Origin of the sequence: Pseudomonas marincola, assembly GCF_900116605.1 — a bacterium.
GTDB classification, from domain to species: Bacteria; Pseudomonadota; Gammaproteobacteria; order Pseudomonadales; family Pseudomonadaceae; genus Aquipseudomonas; species Aquipseudomonas marincola.
Genome location: NZ_FPBC01000001.1, coordinates 63,662 through 80,484, shown reverse-complemented (window position 1 = coordinate 80,484; position 16,823 = coordinate 63,662). Strand labels below are relative to the sequence as shown.

19 protein-coding genes are annotated in these 16,823 nt (G+C 58.0%); 12 read left to right on the top strand and 7 right to left on the bottom strand.

Annotated elements, in window-relative coordinates:
- Positions 1 to 78 precede the first annotated feature (78 nt).
- The gene (locus BM395_RS00400) at positions 79 to 513 is read left to right on the top strand and encodes a DoxX family protein (protein ID WP_069898719.1); all 435 of its coding nucleotides are present in this window, start codon (positions 79 to 81) and stop codon (positions 511 to 513) included.
- Positions 514 to 812: 299 nt separating this feature from the next.
- Positions 813 to 1,121, top strand: coding sequence for a hypothetical protein (locus tag BM395_RS00395; RefSeq protein ID WP_069898717.1), 309 nt, complete (start codon positions 813 to 815; stop codon positions 1,119 to 1,121).
- A gap of 9 nt (positions 1,122 to 1,130) precedes the next feature.
- Here the strand turns inward: BM395_RS00395 and greB are convergent, their stop codons facing one another.
- Genes greB through BM395_RS00380 form a run of 3 tightly spaced genes read right to left on the bottom strand, consistent with a single transcriptional unit; the run spans position 1,131 to position 4,852 of the window.
- Positions 1,131 to 1,628 carry a transcription elongation factor GreB gene (greB, locus tag BM395_RS00390; RefSeq protein ID WP_090508505.1) on the bottom strand — a complete coding sequence of 166 codons (498 nt, stop codon included), beginning with the start codon at positions 1,626 to 1,628 and terminating at the stop codon, positions 1,131 to 1,133.
- 39 nt (positions 1,629 to 1,667) lie between these two features.
- Entirely contained in the window at positions 1,668 to 4,169 is a 2,502-nt protein-coding gene (locus BM395_RS00385) for an ABC transporter permease (protein WP_090508504.1), read from the bottom strand.
- The gene (locus BM395_RS00380; RefSeq protein WP_069898711.1) at positions 4,169 to 4,852 is read right to left on the bottom strand and encodes an ABC transporter ATP-binding protein; all 684 of its coding nucleotides are present in this window, start codon (positions 4,850 to 4,852) and stop codon (positions 4,169 to 4,171) included. Before BM395_RS00380 ends, BM395_RS00385 begins: the two co-directional genes overlap by 1 nt.
- 10 nt (positions 4,853 to 4,862) lie before the next feature.
- Here BM395_RS00380 and BM395_RS00375 point away from each other — a divergent pair, with 10 nt between their 5' ends.
- The 3 genes from BM395_RS00375 to BM395_RS00365 all read left to right on the top strand — a co-directional run bounded on the left by BM395_RS00375 (position 4,863) and on the right by BM395_RS00365 (position 6,951).
- Entirely contained in the window at positions 4,863 to 5,468 is a 606-nt protein-coding gene (locus tag BM395_RS00375) for an arylesterase (RefSeq protein WP_170860523.1), read from the top strand.
- Between the two features lie 166 nt (positions 5,469 to 5,634).
- Positions 5,635 to 5,916 carry a hypothetical protein gene (locus BM395_RS00370; protein ID WP_069898707.1) on the top strand — a complete coding sequence of 94 codons (282 nt, stop codon included), beginning with the start codon at positions 5,635 to 5,637 and terminating at the stop codon, positions 5,914 to 5,916.
- 75 nt (positions 5,917 to 5,991) lie between these two features.
- Positions 5,992 to 6,951, top strand: coding sequence for a L,D-transpeptidase family protein (locus tag BM395_RS00365; protein ID WP_090508502.1), 960 nt, complete (start codon positions 5,992 to 5,994; stop codon positions 6,949 to 6,951).
- 154 nt (positions 6,952 to 7,105) lie between these two features.
- On the opposite strand, the gene oprI is transcribed toward BM395_RS00365, so the two are convergent.
- The gene (gene oprI, locus BM395_RS00360; protein ID WP_069898703.1) at positions 7,106 to 7,357 is read right to left on the bottom strand and encodes an outer membrane lipoprotei OprI; all 252 of its coding nucleotides are present in this window, start codon (positions 7,355 to 7,357) and stop codon (positions 7,106 to 7,108) included.
- A 295-nt stretch (positions 7,358 to 7,652) separates the two neighbouring features.
- Here oprI and BM395_RS00355 point away from each other — a divergent pair, with 295 nt between their 5' ends.
- Both BM395_RS00355 and BM395_RS00350 read left to right on the top strand, forming a co-directional pair.
- Positions 7,653 to 9,029, top strand: a complete 1,377-nt coding sequence (locus tag BM395_RS00355) for a GntP family permease (RefSeq protein ID WP_090508501.1) — start codon at positions 7,653 to 7,655, stop codon at positions 9,027 to 9,029.
- 320 nt (positions 9,030 to 9,349) lie between these two features.
- A complete protein-coding gene (locus tag BM395_RS00350; protein WP_069898699.1) occupies positions 9,350 to 9,631 on the top strand; it encodes a GNAT family N-acetyltransferase in 282 nt (93 codons plus the stop codon).
- Positions 9,632 to 9,688: 57 nt separating this feature from the next.
- Here the strand turns inward: BM395_RS00350 and BM395_RS00345 are convergent, their stop codons facing one another.
- Together BM395_RS00345 and BM395_RS00340 are read right to left on the bottom strand one after the other, a co-directional pair.
- Complete coding sequence (locus tag BM395_RS00345; RefSeq protein ID WP_170860522.1) at positions 9,689 to 10,765, bottom strand: 3-deoxy-7-phosphoheptulonate synthase; 1,077 nt, start codon at positions 10,763 to 10,765, stop codon at positions 9,689 to 9,691.
- Between the two features lie 289 nt (positions 10,766 to 11,054).
- Positions 11,055 to 11,480, bottom strand: a complete 426-nt coding sequence (locus BM395_RS00340) for a PilZ domain-containing protein (RefSeq protein ID WP_069898695.1) — start codon at positions 11,478 to 11,480, stop codon at positions 11,055 to 11,057.
- On the opposite strand from BM395_RS00340, the gene BM395_RS00335 reads away from it, so the two are divergent.
- The 5 genes from BM395_RS00335 to cysB all read left to right on the top strand — a co-directional run bounded on the left by BM395_RS00335 (position 11,479) and on the right by cysB (position 15,461).
- On the top strand, positions 11,479 to 11,865 hold the full coding sequence (locus BM395_RS00335) for a YbbN family protein (RefSeq protein WP_090509153.1): 387 nt from the start codon (positions 11,479 to 11,481) through the stop codon (positions 11,863 to 11,865). The genes BM395_RS00340 and BM395_RS00335 overlap by 2 nt on opposite strands.
- Positions 11,865 to 12,815 carry a putative 2-dehydropantoate 2-reductase gene (locus BM395_RS00330; RefSeq protein WP_090508499.1) on the top strand — a complete coding sequence of 317 codons (951 nt, stop codon included), beginning with the start codon at positions 11,865 to 11,867 and terminating at the stop codon, positions 12,813 to 12,815. The genes BM395_RS00335 and BM395_RS00330 overlap by 1 nt, the downstream gene beginning before the upstream one ends.
- 13 nt (positions 12,816 to 12,828) lie before the next feature.
- Positions 12,829 to 13,734 carry a 5'-nucleotidase gene (locus BM395_RS00325; RefSeq protein ID WP_090508498.1) on the top strand — a complete coding sequence of 302 codons (906 nt, stop codon included), beginning with the start codon at positions 12,829 to 12,831 and terminating at the stop codon, positions 13,732 to 13,734.
- Positions 13,735 to 13,871: 137 nt separating this feature from the next.
- On the top strand, positions 13,872 to 14,372 hold the full coding sequence (locus tag BM395_RS00320; protein WP_090508497.1) for a universal stress protein: 501 nt from the start codon (positions 13,872 to 13,874) through the stop codon (positions 14,370 to 14,372).
- Between the two features lie 114 nt (positions 14,373 to 14,486).
- Entirely contained in the window at positions 14,487 to 15,461 is a 975-nt protein-coding gene (gene cysB / locus BM395_RS00315) for an HTH-type transcriptional regulator CysB (RefSeq protein ID WP_069898685.1), read from the top strand.
- Between the two features lie 146 nt (positions 15,462 to 15,607).
- Here cysB and prpF read toward each other — a convergent pair whose 3' ends face one another.
- Entirely contained in the window at positions 15,608 to 16,801 is a 1,194-nt protein-coding gene (prpF, locus tag BM395_RS00310; protein ID WP_090508496.1) for a 2-methylaconitate cis-trans isomerase PrpF, read from the bottom strand.
- Positions 16,802 to 16,823 lie beyond the last annotated feature (22 nt).

Here is a 16,823-nt window from a genome sequence, read left to right as displayed (position 1 = left end):
TTAGCGATTTTATCCGCTTTGATTATCTAATTTTGTGGTTAGTATAGCGTCCATCAACTCTCACTCAGGGCAATAAACATGAACAACCTACTGCACAAAATCACCGCTACCCAAGCCGGTTATGGCCTGACAATCTTGCGTATTGTCGTGGGCTTGATCTTCGCCGCGCACGGCGCTCAAAAGCTCTTTGGCTGGTTTGATGGCCCAGGCCTGGCCGGTGTCGCGGGATGGCTGGAAAGCCTTGGCATGACGCCTGGCTACTTGCTGGCTTTGCTCAGCGGCAGCGCCGAGTTCTTTGGTGGCCTGGCTTTAGTTATCGGCTTGCTGGTGCGCCCGGCTGCTGTAGCGCTGGCATTCACAATGGTGGTGGCGATTTTCTCGGTGCATATCGGCAATGGCTTGTTCATGAGCAACAACGGTTACGAATTCGCCCTGACCTTGCTGGTCGCAAGCCTGGCGATTCTGCTCGAAGGTGCCGGCAAGTTGTCTGTCGATCAGCAACTGGCTGACTAACCTCAACCTGCCTGGCAAAAGCCCGCCCCAGCATGAGTCTGTGCTGGGGCGGGCTTTTTAATGCCTGCTTTTTCGGGTTGATGGGTAATTGTGCTGGATTGACGATTGACAGTTCGCGCCAGCTTTCACTAGGATTGCCGCAAGCGCCGATTTAAACAGCTACTTGCGGGGCGCCGGGATCATCGATTTATCGACTCCCTGAGGAGCGCTCAGCCGAGACTCCGAAATACCGCTAAAGCGCTGGTTCGGTGTCGCCTCCCACCGCTGCCCAGCGGAATCTCTGAGGCGAAGAGTCGAGCATGAACTGTCCCCAAACGCTGGAACGTTGCACCCCGGTCACCTCTGATCGGTCACTCCCCACTCCGAAAATTCTCCTTGCAGGCAATAATCAGCCCGGTTTGTTACGCCATCTCGATGGCTGGCCAGCGCGCTGGGGCGGTTCGCGGACGTTTCTGATTCACTTCGCTGAAAATGCCCAGGGCCTGGCCAAATTCGCCAACAACAGCTTCGATATGGCGGTGCTGCAGGCGCCTGCTGCCAGCGAGTTGCAAGAGGCGGTGAAGCAACTGGTGCGAGTCGCCAAGCAGGGCCTGATTACCCGCAACTGATTGTGCGTATCAGGGGTACTCAATGGCGATGATGTACCAGTTCTTCTCGCCAGTCGGGGTCTGCACGCAGACCTCGGCGTCGAGTGACTTGCCGATCAGAGCGCGGGCCAAAGGCGAGTCGATGCTGATCAGATTGAGTTTCAAGTCCAGCTCATCAGGGCCGACGATGCGGTAGCGTGATTCATTGCCGTCATCATCTTCAAGCGTCACCCAGGCGCCAAAATACACTTTGTCCGGATCGCTCGGCTTGGCGTCGACCACTTTCAGGCTTTCAAGGCGTTTGGTCAGAAAGCGCACGCGGCTGTCGATTTCACGCAGCATTTTCTTGCCGTAGGTGTATTCGGCATTCTCCGAGCGATCGCCCTGCGCTGCGGCTTCGCTGACCGACTGAGTAATTTGCGGGCGACGCACATGCCACAGTTCGTGCAGTTCGGCGCGCAGGCGAGCCTCGCCTTGCGGGGTGATCAAGGCGGTGCCTGCAGTACGGGGAGGGCGATAACGACTCATGCTGGAAAAACTGCACAGTGGAAGATGGCGGCGATAGTATCAGCCCTCACGCAATACTGTGAGCGGGCTGCTGTTGAGGGCTTTGCGGGTGCCCCAAATACCGGCTGCACCGACTGCCAACGCGCCGATCACCGGCAGAATCAGCAGCCAGGGATGGGGCGACCACTCAAGGTTGAAGGCGTAGCGGTAAAGCAGGTAGCTGATCAACTCACAGCCAAGTGCGGCCAGCACACCACTGGTGGCGCCCAGCATGGCGAATTCTGCGCGGCGGGCATTGATCACTATCTTTCGTTCAGCGCCGAGAGCACGCAGCAGCGCGCCTTGGCGAATGCGTTCATCAAGGGTGGTTTGCAAACCGGCGAACAGCACGGCAAAACCGGCTGCCAACACAAACGCGAGGACAAACTCGATGGCCAGTGTCACCTGCGCCAGAATGCTGCGCAGTTGGCTCAGCAATGCATCCACCCCGAGCAAGGTCACCGCCGGGAAGGCGCGGGATAATTCGACCAGCTGCTTGTCGTTGCCGGCTGGCAGGTAGAAGCTGGTGAGGTAGGTCACTGGCATGTCCTGCAACGTGCCTGGCTCGAAAATCATGTAGAAGTTCGGCTGGAAGTTGTTCCAGTCCACGCTGCGCAAGCTGGTTACGCGCGCTTCACGGTTTAGCCCGCCGACATTGAACGTCAGGGTGTCGCCAATCTTCAGTTCAAGGTTTTCGGCGAGCTTCTCTTCGACCGAGACGCCGGGTATTTCGCGCTTCTCCTGGCTCCACCAACTGCCGGCAACCAACTGGTTGTCACCCGGCAGATCCGCCGCCCAGGTCAGGCTCAGATCACGCTGGGTCGCCCGCTCGCCACGGCTGTCCTTGCTCACGAGTTGGCGTACGGCTTGGCCATTGATCGCAGTCAAACGGCCTGGAACAACGGGATAGAGCGGGGCTGCGTGCGGTGATATGGCTTGCAACTGTTGGGCAAACGCTTCTTTCTCGGCCGGTACGATATTCAGCGCAAACTGATTGGGCGCGTCAGCTGGCAGTTGGTCTTGCCAGGTGCTCAGCAACTCAATACGCAGCAAGGCAATCAGTGCCATCGCCAGAATGATCAAGCCGAATGCCAGCGATTGCCCGGCAGCGGCGAGCGGATGGCGCAGCAGTTGGCCCAAACCAAGACGCCACGGCAGGGAGGCCTGCGCCATCATCCGGCGCAAGCTGCGCAGGGCTAAAAGCAGCAATCCGCCCAGCAGACATGCTGTTAGCAGACCGCCGCCAAGCAGCGCCAGCGTCAGCGGTAAATCCAGGCTCAGGCGCCACATGATCAGGCCAAGCGCCAACAGCGCAGCGCCGTAGACCAGCCAGGAGCTTGCCGGCACGGGCAGCATGTCGCGCCGCAAAACGCGCAGCGGAGGGACGCGGCCCAAGGCGGCAAGTGGCGGCAAGGCAAAGCCTGCAAGGGCGACCAGACCTGTTGCGATTCCCGCCAGTGCAGGCCAAACGCCCGCAGCGGGGATTTCACCTGGCAGCAGGCCGTCGAGCAGGAAGAACAAACCGTACTGGGCGAGCCAGCCGACGAGTGCGCCGCACAGGCAGGCGCTGAGTCCCAGCAAACCCAGTTGGATGCTGTAGAGCGTCAGCGCTTGCCGGCGCGACAGGCCGAAACAGCGCAGCAGGGCGCTGGCATCAAAGCGCCGCGCGGCAAAACGTGTGGCGGACAGGGCGACAGCAACCCCGGACAACAGCACAGCGGCCAGACTGCTGAGGTTCAAATAGCGTTCAGCGCGCCCCAATGCACCGCCGATCTGCCGATTACTGTCGCGGGCGCCCTGGATGCGTTGGTTGGCTGCCAGTGTCGGCTGTAATGCCGTCTTGTACTGCGCCAGAGCGTCACTCTCGCCGCTCCATAATTCAAAGTATTTAACCCGACTGCCCGGCTGCACCACACCGGTAGCGTCCAGGTCGGCAAGATTGATCAGCACGCGCGGCGTCAGGCTGTAAAAGTCACCGCCGCGATCTGGCTCGTAGGTCAGCACACGGCTCAGGCGCAGGGTTTTGTTGCCGACATCGATGCTGTCGCCTGCTTTGAGATTGAGCGCGGCAAACAGGCGCGCCTCGGCCCAAGCCTCGCCAAGCTTTGGTCCGGCAGATACTTGCTCTTGCGCGTATGGTTGCGCCGCGCTTTTTAGCCGGCCTCTTAATGGGTAGGCTTCATTGACTGCCTTGACGCTGGCCAGTTGGATGCCGGTATCGGTGGCGATAACGCTGGAAAATTCTACGCTGCTGGCGTGGTTCAGACCGAGCGCCAGACCTGCCTCGATTTGTTCAGGGCTGGCCTGCGTACTGGCACTCAAGCGTAAGTCGGCGGCGAGGAATTCACTGGCGCGCAATTGCATGCCGCTGTTCAGGCGCGCACTGAAGTAGCCAATCGCGGTACTCGCGGCCACTGCCACCAGCAGGGCAAAGAACAGCACGCGGATTTCTCCGGCGCGTGCTTCGCGAAGTAATTGGCGTAAGGCAAGTTTGAACAGGCGCAGCAGCGGCAAGTTTGTCATCAGCAGGCCTGTTGGCCAACCAACTGGCCCCCTTCGAGGCGAATCAGGCGGTTGCAGCGTTGCGCCAGATGTTCGTCGTGGGTGACCAGCACCAGTGTCGCGCCACGTTCCTTGTTCAGCTCGAACAACAGGTCGCTGATATGCGCGCCTGTGTGGCTGTCGAGGTTGCCTGTGGGTTCGTCGGCGAACAACACATCCGGTTGCGCCGCAAACGCACGGGCAATTGCGACGCGCTGCTGTTCACCACCGGAGAGTTGGCGGGGGTAATGACTGAGGCGCTGGCCCAGGCCGACCCGGTCAAGCAACTCGGCGGCTTGCTGGCGCGCATCGGCCCGGCCTTCAAGTTCAAGTGGCAGCATCACGTTTTCGAGCGCATTGAGGCTGTCGAGCAGTTGGAATGACTGAAACACAAACCCTACATGTTCAGCCCGGACGCGGGCGCGCTGGTCTTCATCGAGGCTGGCGAGATCATGCCCGGCCAGATCTATCGAACCACTGCTGGGCAAATCAAGGCCGGCCAACAGGCCGAGCAGGGTGGACTTCCCCGAGCCGGAACTGCCGACAATTGCCAGGCTGTCGCCCGCAGCGAGTTGCAGTGATAAATCGTCAAGTATGGTTAACTGGCCTTCAGCGCTGGGCACCACTTTGCTAAGGTTTCGCGCGCTGAGAATGTGTGAGCTCATGGAGAATCCAATGCAGAAAAGGTTAATCGGCTTCGCCCTGATCATGTTGCTTTGGGGGCAAACCGCCGCGGCCAGTACAGTGCTGGTGGTTGGAGATAGTATCAGTGCCGCTTTCGGGCTGGATACCCGTCAGGGTTGGGTTGCTTTGCTGCAGGAGCGGATGGCTGCCGAGGGGTTTTCCGAGCACGTGGTGAACGCCTCAATCAGCGGCGATACCACGGCTGGTGGGGCTTCGAGGCTGCCTACGCTGCTTCAGGAACATAAGCCTAAAGTGGTTGTGGTGGAACTGGGCGGCAATGACGGCCTGCGCGGTTTAGCCCCCGTGCAAATGCAACAAAATCTTTCTTCGATGATTGAGCAGTCGAAGCAGGCCGGCGCCGAAGTGCTGCTGCTGGGCATGCAGTTGCCCCCTAATTACGGCAAGCGCTACACCACGGCTTTCGCCAATGTGTTCAGCGACTTGGCCCGTGAACAGCAAGTGGCGCTGGTGCCGTTTTTGCTTGAAGGGGTGGGCGGCGTGCCGCGCCTGATGCAGGCGGATGGCATTCATCCGGCCGCCGAGGCGCAATCAATACTGCTCGAAAATGTCTGGCCGCAGCTTAAGCCACTGCTCTGAGCCGAGGATTGCGTGCACTGGATTCCTGTGGGCGCTGGCTCGTTGATACGGGTGCTGCACAATCAATGCGCAAAAAATACGCTCGATGGCAGTGAAAGACACTGAAAATGGGCTTTTCTGTCACCCGTCTTTCGGCTAATGTTGCGCGCCCATTCAGGAGCCCTTGATGTCGCGCCATTCTTGGTCTTTGCACGCTTACCATTTGATCGAGCCTGACGAGCAGCTAGACCTGTTCGCCTGCCGTGAAGTGCGCGTGCACCTGGCAGCTCGCCAGATTGAGCTGGGTAGCGTGGCCGACCGGACTCTGTGCGGCGGCTTTCTGCCGGCGCAACCGCTTTGGAAGCCCGTTGACAAGCCGACGCTGCGTGATAAGCGCCTCTGCGTCGCTTGTCGCGAGGTGCTCGAGGCCCAGCGCAGGGGTGAACGACTCGGCTGGCCAGAGGTCTGAAATTCTCCAGCGGTATCGGCGCAGGTGTACACTTAAATGCTTTCTCCCAACCATTCTTTAATCAAGGATTTCCGGATGTTGTCGCGCATGCATGCCGTCGCCCGTTGCCTCTCAGTTGCCTCGCTGTGTCTGGCGGCTGGCTCTGCCTTTGCCCTCGAGTTTCCTCTGCCGCCAGCTGGTGACGACATCATCGGCGAAGTGCGGGTGGTCAAGGCAAAGTACGAAGACACCTTCGCTGACCTCGGCACCGCCAACGACCTCGGTTATTCGGAAATGCTGGCGGCCAACCCGGGCATCGATGCCTGGCTGCCGGGTGAGGGTTCAGAGGTTATCCTGCCGACGCGCTTCATTCTGCCGCCAGGCCCGCGTGAAGGGATCGTGATCAATCTGGCTGAGTACCGCCTGTACTACTTCCCCAAGGGCCAGAACAAGGTTTACACCTACCCGCTGGGCATTGGTCGTGAAGGCTGGGGCTCACCCGTGGCCAACGCGCGTATTACTGACAAGATCGCCAACCCGGCCTGGTATCCGCCCAAGTCGATTCGCGAAGAGCACGCTGCCGATGGCGATCCGCTGCCAACGGTCGTGCCGCCAGGCCCGGACAATCCATTGGGCCCGTACAAAATGCGTTTGTCTGTACCGGGTTATCTGATTCATGGCTCCAATAAGAAGTTTGGTATTGGTATGCGCGTCAGCCACGGCTGTTTCCGCATGTTCAATAACAATGTCCTGGAATTGGCGGCGATGACCAAAGTCGGTACTTCGGTGCGCATCATTAATGAGCCCTACAAGTTCGGCCGCAGTAACGGCAAGATCTACTTAGAGGCGCACGAGCCGCTGGATGACACCGGTAATACTTCGATCGTTGACAAGCACACGGCCGTTATCAATGCCCTGCTCAAGAGCGATGAATTGAGTGGCCTGCATCTGGATTGGGATGTGGTGCGTGAAGTGGTTGCAGCGCAGGATGGCTTGCCCATCGAAATCGCTGAACAGAGCGTAGCCCCGCAAGCGGAGCAACTCGGCGCTTATTAAGTAAAGCGGCGTAAACAAAACCCGTAGTGCTCAACAGCCTGCGGGTTTTTTATTACACGGCTATTAACCCGCCCGCTGTTTTACGCTTAAACGCCAGGCAATAAAAAAGCCGACCCATAAACTGGGTCGGCTTTCTTTAATAACCCGGGGGTTATTACTTGCGGCTGGCTTTGTCCAGCATACGCAGAGCGCGCTCATTGGCTTCGTCAGCAGTTTGCTGAGCCTTCTGAGCAGCTGCCATAGCTTCGTCAGCCTTGCGATAGGCTTCGTCAGCACGGGCTTGTGCACGAGCAGCGGCGTCTTCAGTTGCGGTCAGACGTGCTTCAGTTTCTTTGGACATGCTGCTGCAACCGGTAGCCAATACTGCGGCCAAAGCCAGAGCAGAGAATTTCAGAACGTTGTTCATCGTGTTCCCCTTAAGAGAGCGAGTTTTTCCATAAGAGCATATTCCCAGTAGCGGGAAAATAGCCGCGTACATACTACCCATAACTTGTAGTAAGTAAACGGAGAAGACGCAAGTCAGAGCACTATTTTTTTCACTTCCGGGGAAAATTTCATCTTTACCGAACAAAGTGGGTGAAAAGTAATCAAAGGCCGTTGGCCTGTCGCGTTAGGGGCGCTTTGTTGATATAAAACAGCTGTTCGATTTTTCTTCGGAAGAGTCCGCGCTAGATAACAATAAGATTGAATTGGAGAGCAGTATGTTAGGGAATTTTGGCTTGCTTGCAGGCTTGGTTTTACTGATGTTCATGGCCCTGCGTGGGGTCAATATTTTCATCGCGGTTGTACTTTGCTCGATTGTCGTTGCGCTGACCAACAACTTGCTCGTGCCGCAGGCCCTGCTCGAGTTTTTCCCCTTCGGGCCGCTGGGTGCATTCACCTTTGCCGGTAAGTTCTTTCTACTATTCGTCTGTGGCGCCATCTTTGGCAAAGTGATGGCCGTAAGCCAGGCGGCTAACAGCATTGCCATGATCATCACGCGTAAGCTTGGCGTTGAGCGCACGCTCTGGGTGGCGATGCTGGTGTGTGCCTTGCTGACTTACGGCGGCGTGGTGGTGTTTGTGGTGATCTTCACCATGTATCCCCTGGGCGTGAGCATGATGCGCGAAGCTGACCTGCCGAAGCGTCTGTTTTGTGCGGCTACAGCGCTCGGGGCGGGTACGTTCACCATGACGGCCTTGCCCGGCACTCCTTCGATTCATAACGTCATTGCCGCGACAGCATTGGGCACCGACCTGTTTGCAGGTGCCTGGATTGGTCTTTTCGCCAGTGCGCTGATGATTGTTCTGGGCATGGCCTATGTGCAGCGCGAGTGGCGTCTGGCTAAAGCGCGCGGGGAAGGCTTTGAGGCCAATGCGCAGGATGAGCGCATGGAGCAGCTGGCCAACACCTCCGGCAGTGGCCCGCATTGGGGGCTGGCGCTGGTGCCGATTGCGCTGGTATTGGGGATTATCGTGTTGCCGCGCCTGTTCTTGCTGGCCGGTATTGATCCGGCAGGGTCCGGCGCTTTCGCGCAGGTACTGAACTTTAGTCAACGCCAACCTATTCTCTGGCCGAGCCTTGCATTGATGGTCGCCACGCTGGTTGCTATCGGCTTGTTTCCGGGTCTGCGCCGTAACACTCTGGCTACTTTGGGGCAGGGCGCTGACGATGCGATCATGCCGCTGCTGAACACCGCAGCGGTTATCGGCTTTGGCGGTGTGGTGACCCATACCGCTGGCTTTTCGCAGTTCGCTAACTGGATTCTTGAGGTCGACATGCCAGCCTTGCTCTCTGTGTTCACGTCGGTGAGCGTGGTGTCCGCCATCGTTGGCTCGTCGTCGGGCGGGTTGCAAATCTTCATGCAGACGCTGGCGCCCAAATACCTGGACATGGGAATTGAGCCTGAGGTTTTGCACCGGATCGCCAATATTGCCTCGGGCGGCTTTGACTCGCTGCCGCATTGCGGCGCCGTGATCGCCATGTTGATGATCATGGGGCTCACCCACAAACAGGCTTACAAGGATATGTTTGTGGTGACTGTGTGCATTCCGGTGGTGGCCGTGCTGAGTTGCATTGCCGTTCTTAGTATTGTCTAAGTTATTGATTCTATTTGGTTGTTAGGGAGGCTGGTGATAAGCTCGGGGTGATTTTTGACGGCAGCGCCAGAAAGCGCGAATATATTGCCAATAATTACCCTGCCAGATAAATGCACAAACACTGTGTTTATCAGCGGAGTTGGCAGCGCAAATGCGCTGCTTTCGACTTAGCGTATTTGGCAATCTGTATTGCCTGTTCAGACGCACACGTGCCGGTTGATCCAAGCAAACCCTGGCAGAACATTGCGTCTTACCGAGCAGTCGTCGCCCAAATAATTAGATCGACGCGGATGCAGTATCAGTCCGCCAGAGGAGTAACAATGAGCGAGGCGTTATCCATTCTCCATGACCAGGCAGGTCACCAGTTTGAGACCACAGTGGACGGTGATCGTGCTTATTTGGCCTATATGGACTTGGGTAAGCAAACGCTGGATATCTACCGCACATTTGTGCCCAACTCTTTGCGCGGGCGCGGTATTGCCGCGGCGTTAACCGAGCATGCGCTGCAGTATGCTGATCGCATGGGCTACTCGGTGATTCCGTCGTGCTCGTATGTAGAGCGCTACATGGAGCGCCGCCAGCGCGACAACGCCGAAAGCTGATTGGTTTACCTACAAAAACGCCGGGCATTGCCCGGCGTTTTTGTAGGTGCTGAAAACTCAGGCGCGGTCACGCTTGGGCAGCACGTCTTTGAGCTTAGTACGCATGTCACGCAGCGTCTTGGCCGTTGTGTCCCAGTCGATGCAGGCATCGGTGATCGAAACACCATACTTGAGCTGGTCGAGATCTTTAGGGATCGACTGGCTGCCCCAACCAATGTGGCTTTCCACCATGAGGCCGACAATCGACTGATTGCCTTCAACAATCTGGTTGGCAACGTTGTCCATGACCAGTGGCTGCAGGGCCGGGTCCTTGTTGGAGTTGGCGTGGCTGCAGTCAACCATCACATTTGGGCGAATCCCGGCTTTCGTCAGCTCTTGCTCGCAAACAGCAACGCTGACCGAGTCGTAGTTAGGCTTGCCGTTGCCACCGCGCAGGACCACGTGACCGTAGGCGTTGCCTTTGGTGGTGACGATAGACACGCCGCCTTGTTGGTTAATGCCGAGGAAACGGTGCGGGCTGGAAACTGACTGCAGGGCGTTTATTGCCACGGTCAGGCCGCCGTCGGTGCCGTTCTTGAAGCCGACCGCCGAGGACAGACCCGAGGCCATCTCGCGGTGAGTTTGCGATTCGGTGGTGCGTGCGCCGATTGCCGACCAGCTGATCAGGTCCTGCAAGTACTGCGGGGAGATCGGGTCGAGTGCTTCGGTTGCGGTTGGCAGGCCCATTTCTGCCAGATCGCGCAGCAGGGTACGGCCAATGTGCAAGCCATCCTGAATCTTGAACGAGTCATCCAGATACGGGTCGTTGATCAGGCCTTTCCAGCCAACGGTGGTGCGCGGCTTTTCAAAATAAACGCGCATAACCAGATACAGCGTATCGCTCACTTCAGCTGCCAGCGCCTTGAGGCGTTCGGCGTAATCATGAGCCGCTTTGATATCGTGAATAGAGCAGGGACCCACCACCACAAACAGACGGTGATCTTTGCCATCCAGAATATTGCGAACAACTTCGCGGCCCGCAGAGACGGTTTTCAGCGCTGCTGCCGTCAGGGGAATTTCCTGCTTGAGTTGTTCGGGGGTGATGAGCGTCTCGTTGGAGGCAACGTTAAGGTCATCAATTGGTAAATCAGCCATCGTGCTTCTCATCAGTCAGAGTCATCAGGTCACGGGTGCCGGCCGCCAGCGTTCCCCGTGTGGCGGAGCACAGCAATTTGGGCACAGCGGGGAACCAGAACCTTAGCGCGTAACAGGCGCGGGAGACAATGGGTTCAGGGGCGATTAATCCGGCTAATGGCGCGGAATTTGACGATGCACAGGGTTGATCGTAAAAAATTGGCCGCTTTGGCCTGATTCTGCAGTCGTTTTGCGCGGCTATCGTCGGCTGAATAAGGCGTTTTGGTGGTGGATGCTGTGCCGCAAAACGTCACAATTGCTGCTGGCCGGGCTGCCCAAACTGGGCGGCGTGTTCGGCAACCCACTCAGCCGCGATACTTTCGCAGCACAGAGGCACGCCGAGTTCCTGTTCGCGCTGCAGGCGGTAGTGCTCAATCTGGCAGACCTGCTCCACCATGCGTGCGCGAAACAGGGTGTCCTGATCTGTAAAGGCGACCCCGACCAGATATTCAGCACCTTGTTGCTGGCACCACGCGACAACACCCGCGCAGAACACATCGTCACCGAGCAGGCGAATGCGCAATTCAACGGCCGCGCCACGGCGAAATGCACGCGGGGAGTTACAGGCGATCCCGCCAAGACTTATATTGTGCAGGCGCTGGCGAGGCGGTGCGGGTTGCCTGCATAGGCGCAACTCGACAGGAATACTGCTTGGATGGCGCAAAAAACTCCGCATTCGGGAACACTCCACATGTATCGACTGCAAGCAAATCAAGGGTCCAATTTTGCCGGAGCTTGAACTCACAGATTTTGATGCCGATCAGCAATTGCTGGCTTTGCCAGGCATCTCCCTCGTGCTATTTACCAGCATAGGTTGTGCCAGTTGCCGATATGCGCGCGCTCATTTACCGCACATGGCGTTACCTGTTGACCGGCTGGCGTGGATCGATGCGGCTGACAACGCGGGGCTGGTGCAGCGCTATGAGGTATTTCACTTGCCTGCGCTGTTTGTTGTGCGCGATGGCGACTTTTACGGCGCCGTGCAGGCGCGTTTGAATCTTCACGAATTAACGAACGCCGTGGACGGCGCATTAAGCCGTCCGGCTGAGGAGCTTCCCTGATGTCGAGCAACACAAAACCGCGTATTGGCATTGTTGGTACCGGCGCAATTGGCGGTTTTTATGGCGTAATGCTGGCGAAAGCAGGCTTCGATGTGCACTTTTTACTGCGCAGTGAATACGCCGCCGTCGAGCAGAACGGCCTGCAAATCAATAGCCAGGTACATGGCCCGATGACGCTGGCGCCTGTGCAGGCTTACCGCTCAGTTGAGGACATGCCGGCGTGCGACTGGCTGTTGGTGGGGGCTAAAACCACCAGTAATGGGGAACTGGCCCCAATTATCAGCCAGCTCGCCGGGCCGGATTGCAAGGTGATATTGCTGCAAAACGGCTTGGGCGTCGAAGAGGCCCTGCGTCCACTGCTGCCGGACACGCTGCACCTGTTGGGCGGGCTTTGCTACATCTGCGTGGCGCGATCGGCGCCGGGCGTGGTTGAGCATCAGGCGTTAGGCGCAATCAATCTCGGTTACCACTCCGGACCTGCTGATGCGGCGCAGCGTCAGGCGATTCTTGAACAGGGCGTCGGGTTGTTCAAAGCTGCCGGTATCGACAGCGCGCCAATGGCCAATCTGGAGCAGGCGCGCTGGCAAAAGCTGGCCTGGAACGTGCCCTACAACGGTTTGTCGGTGCTGCTTAATGCCGACACCCAAGCCATGATGGCCAACCCGGACAGCCACGCACTGGTCGCTGCAATGATGCAGGAGGTGGTCGACACCGCCGCTGCCTGTGGCCATCAGCTCCCAGAAGGCATTGTCGGCAAATTGTTGGGCGCGACTGCGCGCATGCCCGAGTATTTGCCTAGCATGTACCATGACTTCGCCCATCGCCGTCCGGCAGAGCTGCCAGCGTTGTATGAGGTGCCACTGGCGGCGGCCAAAGCGGCGGGCGTGAGCATGCCTAAAGTCGAAGCGCTGTATCAGGCTTTGCGGTTTCTCGAGCAGCGTACCAATTGATAGCGAGGTGGCAATGGCCAAGGTAATGAGCGACAAGCTGGTGCTGGCAATTTCCTCGCGGGCATTATTTGACCTCAGTGAAAGCCATCGCGTTTACGAAAGCGAAGGCGTTGAGGCATACCGCCAATACCAGATCGCCCACGAAGATGAAATTCTTCTGCCGGGCGACGCCTTTCCTTTGGTCGAAAAGCTGCTGGGGCTGAACAAGGCGCTGGGTCAGCCACGGGTCGAGGTGATTCTGGTCTCGCGCAACAGCGCTGACACTGGCCTGCGGGCGTTCAACTCGATCCAGCATTATGGGCTGGGCATTTCCCGCGCTGCATTTGTCGGCGGCCGCAGCCCGGACCCGTATCTGGCGGCCTTTGGTTGCCACCTGTTCTTGTCCACCCATGCTGAAGATGTGCGCAGTGCCTTGCGGGCCGGTTTCGGCGCCGCGACGATTTTGTCCGGTGGGCCGCGACGGGCCGCCAGCAATGAGCTGCGGATTGCATTCGATGGCGATGCGGTGCTGTTCTCGGATGCCTCCGAGCGGGTGTTTCAGGAAGCCGGGCTGGAGGCATTCCAGACCCACGAACGCAACTCCGCCAGAGAGCTGCTACCCGGCGGCCCATTCAAGCCGTTTCTGGCGGCGCTGCACCTGCTGCAGCAGGAATTCCCGGAGGAGAGTTGCCCGATCCGCACAGCGCTGGTGACCGCGCGTTCTGCGCCGGCTCACGAACGCGTTATCAGAACCTTGCGCGACTGGAATATCCGCCTTGACGAGTCGTTCTTCCTGGGCGGATTGGAGAAATCGAAAATTCTCGAAACCTTTGCCGCTGATGTGTTTTTCGATGATCAGGCCGGGCATTGCGAGAAGGCCAGTAAAGTAGTCGCCACTGGTCATGTGCCGCATGGCATCAGCAACGAGCCACACCTCTAAACGGCCGCCACGGCTGGGTTTGGCGGCCTTTATTGCCATCGCCTTATAGCCACTTGTCCTAAAAGCTAGGCTTTTTGTTGACTTGTTGGTAGCGCTGCTAAGCTCAAGAGCAAGGGTTCGTTGGCAGTGGAGGCCGTATGGTTCGAACGATTTTATATGCCACCGATCTAGGGCTCTACGCCCCGTATGTGTTGCAACATGCACTGGGGTTGGCGCGCAGTTTTAACGCCAGGCTGTATGTTGTGCACGCGGTCGAGCCAATCGGCTTGTTTGCCGAGTCGGTGTTGAAAACCTACCTTGATGAAGAGCGGATGCATGAGTTGCGCACAAGCGGCTTGAGCACCGTTATGGCCAGCATTGAGACGCGCGTGTTAGAGGGTTTTCGCGACGAGTTGGGCGAGATGTCCGATGATCTCGACTTGATTACCGGCGTGCGCGTTGTGCAGGGCGACCCGCCACTGATGATTCTTGAGGAGGCGCAGAAACTCGACGTCGACTTGCTGGTCGTAGGCAGTCACAGCCACGGCACGGATATGGACATTCCGATGGGGCGCACAGCCCTGAGGTTGGTGCAGTTATCTGAAGTTCCGGTGTATATGGTGCCCATGCTGCAACACCGGGGTCGCCCTGATCTTTGAGCGATAGCGGATAAAAATTAAATTTATGGTCAGTTTGGATCAATTGAACCATTCTTATGGTTATATGCGGCAGCCGCCAATTGAATGGCTGCTCAACTGCTTTGAGGGATAGTTATGAAGCTTCAGCAATTGCGCTATATCTGGGAGGTTGCGCACCATGATCTCAACGTTTCCGCCACTGCGCAAAGTCTGTACACCTCTCAGCCCGGCATCAGTAAACAGATCCGCCTGCTCGAAGACGAACTAGGCGTTGAGGTGTTTGCCCGCAGCGGTAAACACCTGACTCGTGTTACACCGGCAGGCGAGCGGATTATCACCACCGCTGGCGAGATTCTGCGCAAGGTCGAAAGCATCAAGCAGATCGCCCAGGAATTCTCCAACGAGAAGAAAGGCTCGTTGTCTATCGCCACCACCCACACCCAGGCGCGCTATGCCTTGCCGCCGGTGATCAGCAGCTTTATCAAGCAATACCCGGATGTTGCCCTGCACATGCATCAGGGCACGCCCATGCAAATCGCCGAAATGGCCGCTGACGGCACGGTGGACTTTGCCATCGCCACCGAAGGTCTTGAGTTGTTCAATGATCTGGTGATGATGCCGTGCTATCGCTGGAACCGCTGTGTGGTCGTGCCGCAAGGCCACCCGCTGACCAAACTGCCGAAGCTCACCCTGGAAGCCCTGGCTGAGTACTCGATTGTCACTTACGTGTTTGGTTTTACCGGCCGTTCCAAACTGGACGAAGCTTTCAGTCATCGCGGTCTGTCGCCCAAGGTGGTGTTCACCGCAGCCGACGCCGACGTGATCAAAACCTATGTGCGCCTTGGCTTGGGCGTGGGCATTCTTGCCAAGATGGCGGTGGATGCCGCGCACGATCCGGATCTGGTAGTACTCGATGCCAGCGAATTGTTCGAGTCGAGCGTCACCAAAATCGGTTTCCGTCGCGGCACATTCCTGCGCGGTTTCATGTGCGACTTCATCGAGAAATTCGCCCCGCACCTGAGCCGTGACATGCTCGCCAAGGCTGTGGCTTGCCACAACAAATCCGAGCTGGAAGAGCTGTTTGCCGACGTCGAATTACCGACTTACTGAGACCTGAGATGCAACAAAGCCCTGATCGTATAATCAGGGCTTTGTTGTTTACAGCGGGTTAAAACCCGGCGAGCGCCGCACGTAAGAAGACGCGTTGCAAGAAAACTCAGCGTGCTGGCAACGCGCTCATCCCGCCAGGCGCATTTCTAGAACGAGTCGCCGGGCACCCGTACCCAGCCTTCCATCAGTACCCGTGCACTGCGGCTCATGATGGCCTTGGTGACTTTCCATTCGCCGTTCTCTTGCGTGGCTTCTGCGCCTACACACAAAGTGCCGGACGGATGCCCGAAGCGCACCTCGTTGCGCGCCTTGGCGCCGGCTGCGGTATTCACCAGCGTGCCGGGAATGGCCGCTGCAGTACCGATAGCCACCGCTGCCGTGCCCATCATGGCGTGATGCAACTTGCCCATCGACATGGCGCGTACCAGCAGTTCGCAGTCGCCCGCATTAAGCAACTTGCCGCTGGACGTGGTGTAGGCGGCCGGCGGTGCAACGAATGCAACCTTGGGCGTGTGCTGGCGTTTGGCGGCTTCATCAATGTGGCTGATCAGGCCCATGCGCAGCGCACCGTGGGCGCGGATCGATTCGAACATGGCCAGCGCTTTCGGGTCGCTGTTAATCGCTTCCTGCAACTCGGTGCCGGTGTAACCAATGGCTTCGGCGTTGACGAAGATGGTCGGAATGCCAGCGTTGATCATTGTCGCCTTGAGCGTGCCAATGCCCGGCACTTCCAAGTCATCTACCAGATTGCCGGTGGGGAACATTGAACTGCCTGCGCCGTCATCCTCATCAGCAGCCGGGTCGATGAACTCAAGCTTCACTTCGGCGGCAGGGAAGGTCACGCCGTCGAGTTCGAAGTCGCCGGTTTCCTGGACTTCACCGTTGGTAATCGGTACGTGAGTGATGATCGACTTGCCGATGTTGGCCTGCCAGATGCGCAGCGTGAGGATGCCGTTCTGTGGAATGCGGCTGGCATCGACCAAGCCCTTGCTGATCGCGATCGGGCCAACGGCGGCTGAGAGGTTGCCGCAGTTACCGCTCCAGTCGACGAAGGCTTTGTCGATGGACACCTGGCCGAACAGATAGTCGATGTCGTGATCCGGCTGGCTGCTTTTGCTGATGATCACGGTTTTGCTGGTGCTGGAAGTGGCGCCGCCCATGCCGTCAATTTGTTTGCCGTACGGATCAGGGCTGCCAATAACGCGCATCAGCAAAGCGTCGCGCGCAGCACCGGCGACCTGGGCCGATGGCGGAAGCTCTTGCAGGCAGAAAAACACGCCTTTACTGGTACCGCCCCGAACGTAAGTGGCCGGGACTTTGATTTGCGCTACATGAGACATGTGGGTTATGTCCTCTGAAACT

Bases quoted from the DNA above. Each gene is read 5' to 3' on its own strand.
- BM395_RS00395 (WP_069898717.1), top strand. From the start codon at position 813: ATGAACTGTCCCCAAACGCTGGAACGTTGCACCCCGGTCACCTCTGAT.
- oprI (WP_069898703.1), bottom strand. From the start codon at position 7,357: ATGAACAACGTTCTGAAATTCTCTGCTCTGGCTTTGGCCGCAGTATTG.
- BM395_RS00345 (WP_170860522.1), bottom strand. From the start codon at position 10,765: ATGGCTGATTTACCAATTGATGACCTTAACGTTGCCTCCAACGAGACG.
- BM395_RS00365 (WP_090508502.1), top strand. From the start codon at position 5,992: ATGTTGTCGCGCATGCATGCCGTCGCCCGTTGCCTCTCAGTTGCCTCG.
- cysB (WP_069898685.1), top strand. From the start codon at position 14,487: ATGAAGCTTCAGCAATTGCGCTATATCTGGGAGGTTGCGCACCATGAT.
- BM395_RS00400 (WP_069898719.1), top strand. From the start codon at position 79: ATGAACAACCTACTGCACAAAATCACCGCTACCCAAGCCGGTTATGGC.
- BM395_RS00385 (WP_090508504.1), bottom strand. From the start codon at position 4,169: ATGACAAACTTGCCGCTGCTGCGCCTGTTCAAACTTGCCTTACGCCAA.
- BM395_RS00355 (WP_090508501.1), top strand. From the start codon at position 7,653: ATGTTAGGGAATTTTGGCTTGCTTGCAGGCTTGGTTTTACTGATGTTC.
- BM395_RS00370 (WP_069898707.1), top strand. From the start codon at position 5,635: ATGTCGCGCCATTCTTGGTCTTTGCACGCTTACCATTTGATCGAGCCT.
- BM395_RS00340 (WP_069898695.1), bottom strand. From the start codon at position 11,480: ATGCGGAGTTTTTTGCGCCATCCAAGCAGTATTCCTGTCGAGTTGCGC.
- BM395_RS00380 (WP_069898711.1), bottom strand. From the start codon at position 4,852: ATGAGCTCACACATTCTCAGCGCGCGAAACCTTAGCAAAGTGGTGCCC.
- BM395_RS00330 (WP_090508499.1), top strand. From the start codon at position 11,865: ATGTCGAGCAACACAAAACCGCGTATTGGCATTGTTGGTACCGGCGCA.
- BM395_RS00350 (WP_069898699.1), top strand. From the start codon at position 9,350: ATGAGCGAGGCGTTATCCATTCTCCATGACCAGGCAGGTCACCAGTTT.
- prpF (WP_090508496.1), bottom strand. From the start codon at position 16,801: ATGTCTCATGTAGCGCAAATCAAAGTCCCGGCCACTTACGTTCGGGGC.
- BM395_RS00325 (WP_090508498.1), top strand. From the start codon at position 12,829: ATGGCCAAGGTAATGAGCGACAAGCTGGTGCTGGCAATTTCCTCGCGG.
- BM395_RS00375 (WP_170860523.1), top strand. From the start codon at position 4,863: ATGCAGAAAAGGTTAATCGGCTTCGCCCTGATCATGTTGCTTTGGGGG.
- BM395_RS00320 (WP_090508497.1), top strand. From the start codon at position 13,872: ATGGTTCGAACGATTTTATATGCCACCGATCTAGGGCTCTACGCCCCG.
- greB (WP_090508505.1), bottom strand. From the start codon at position 1,628: ATGAGTCGTTATCGCCCTCCCCGTACTGCAGGCACCGCCTTGATCACC.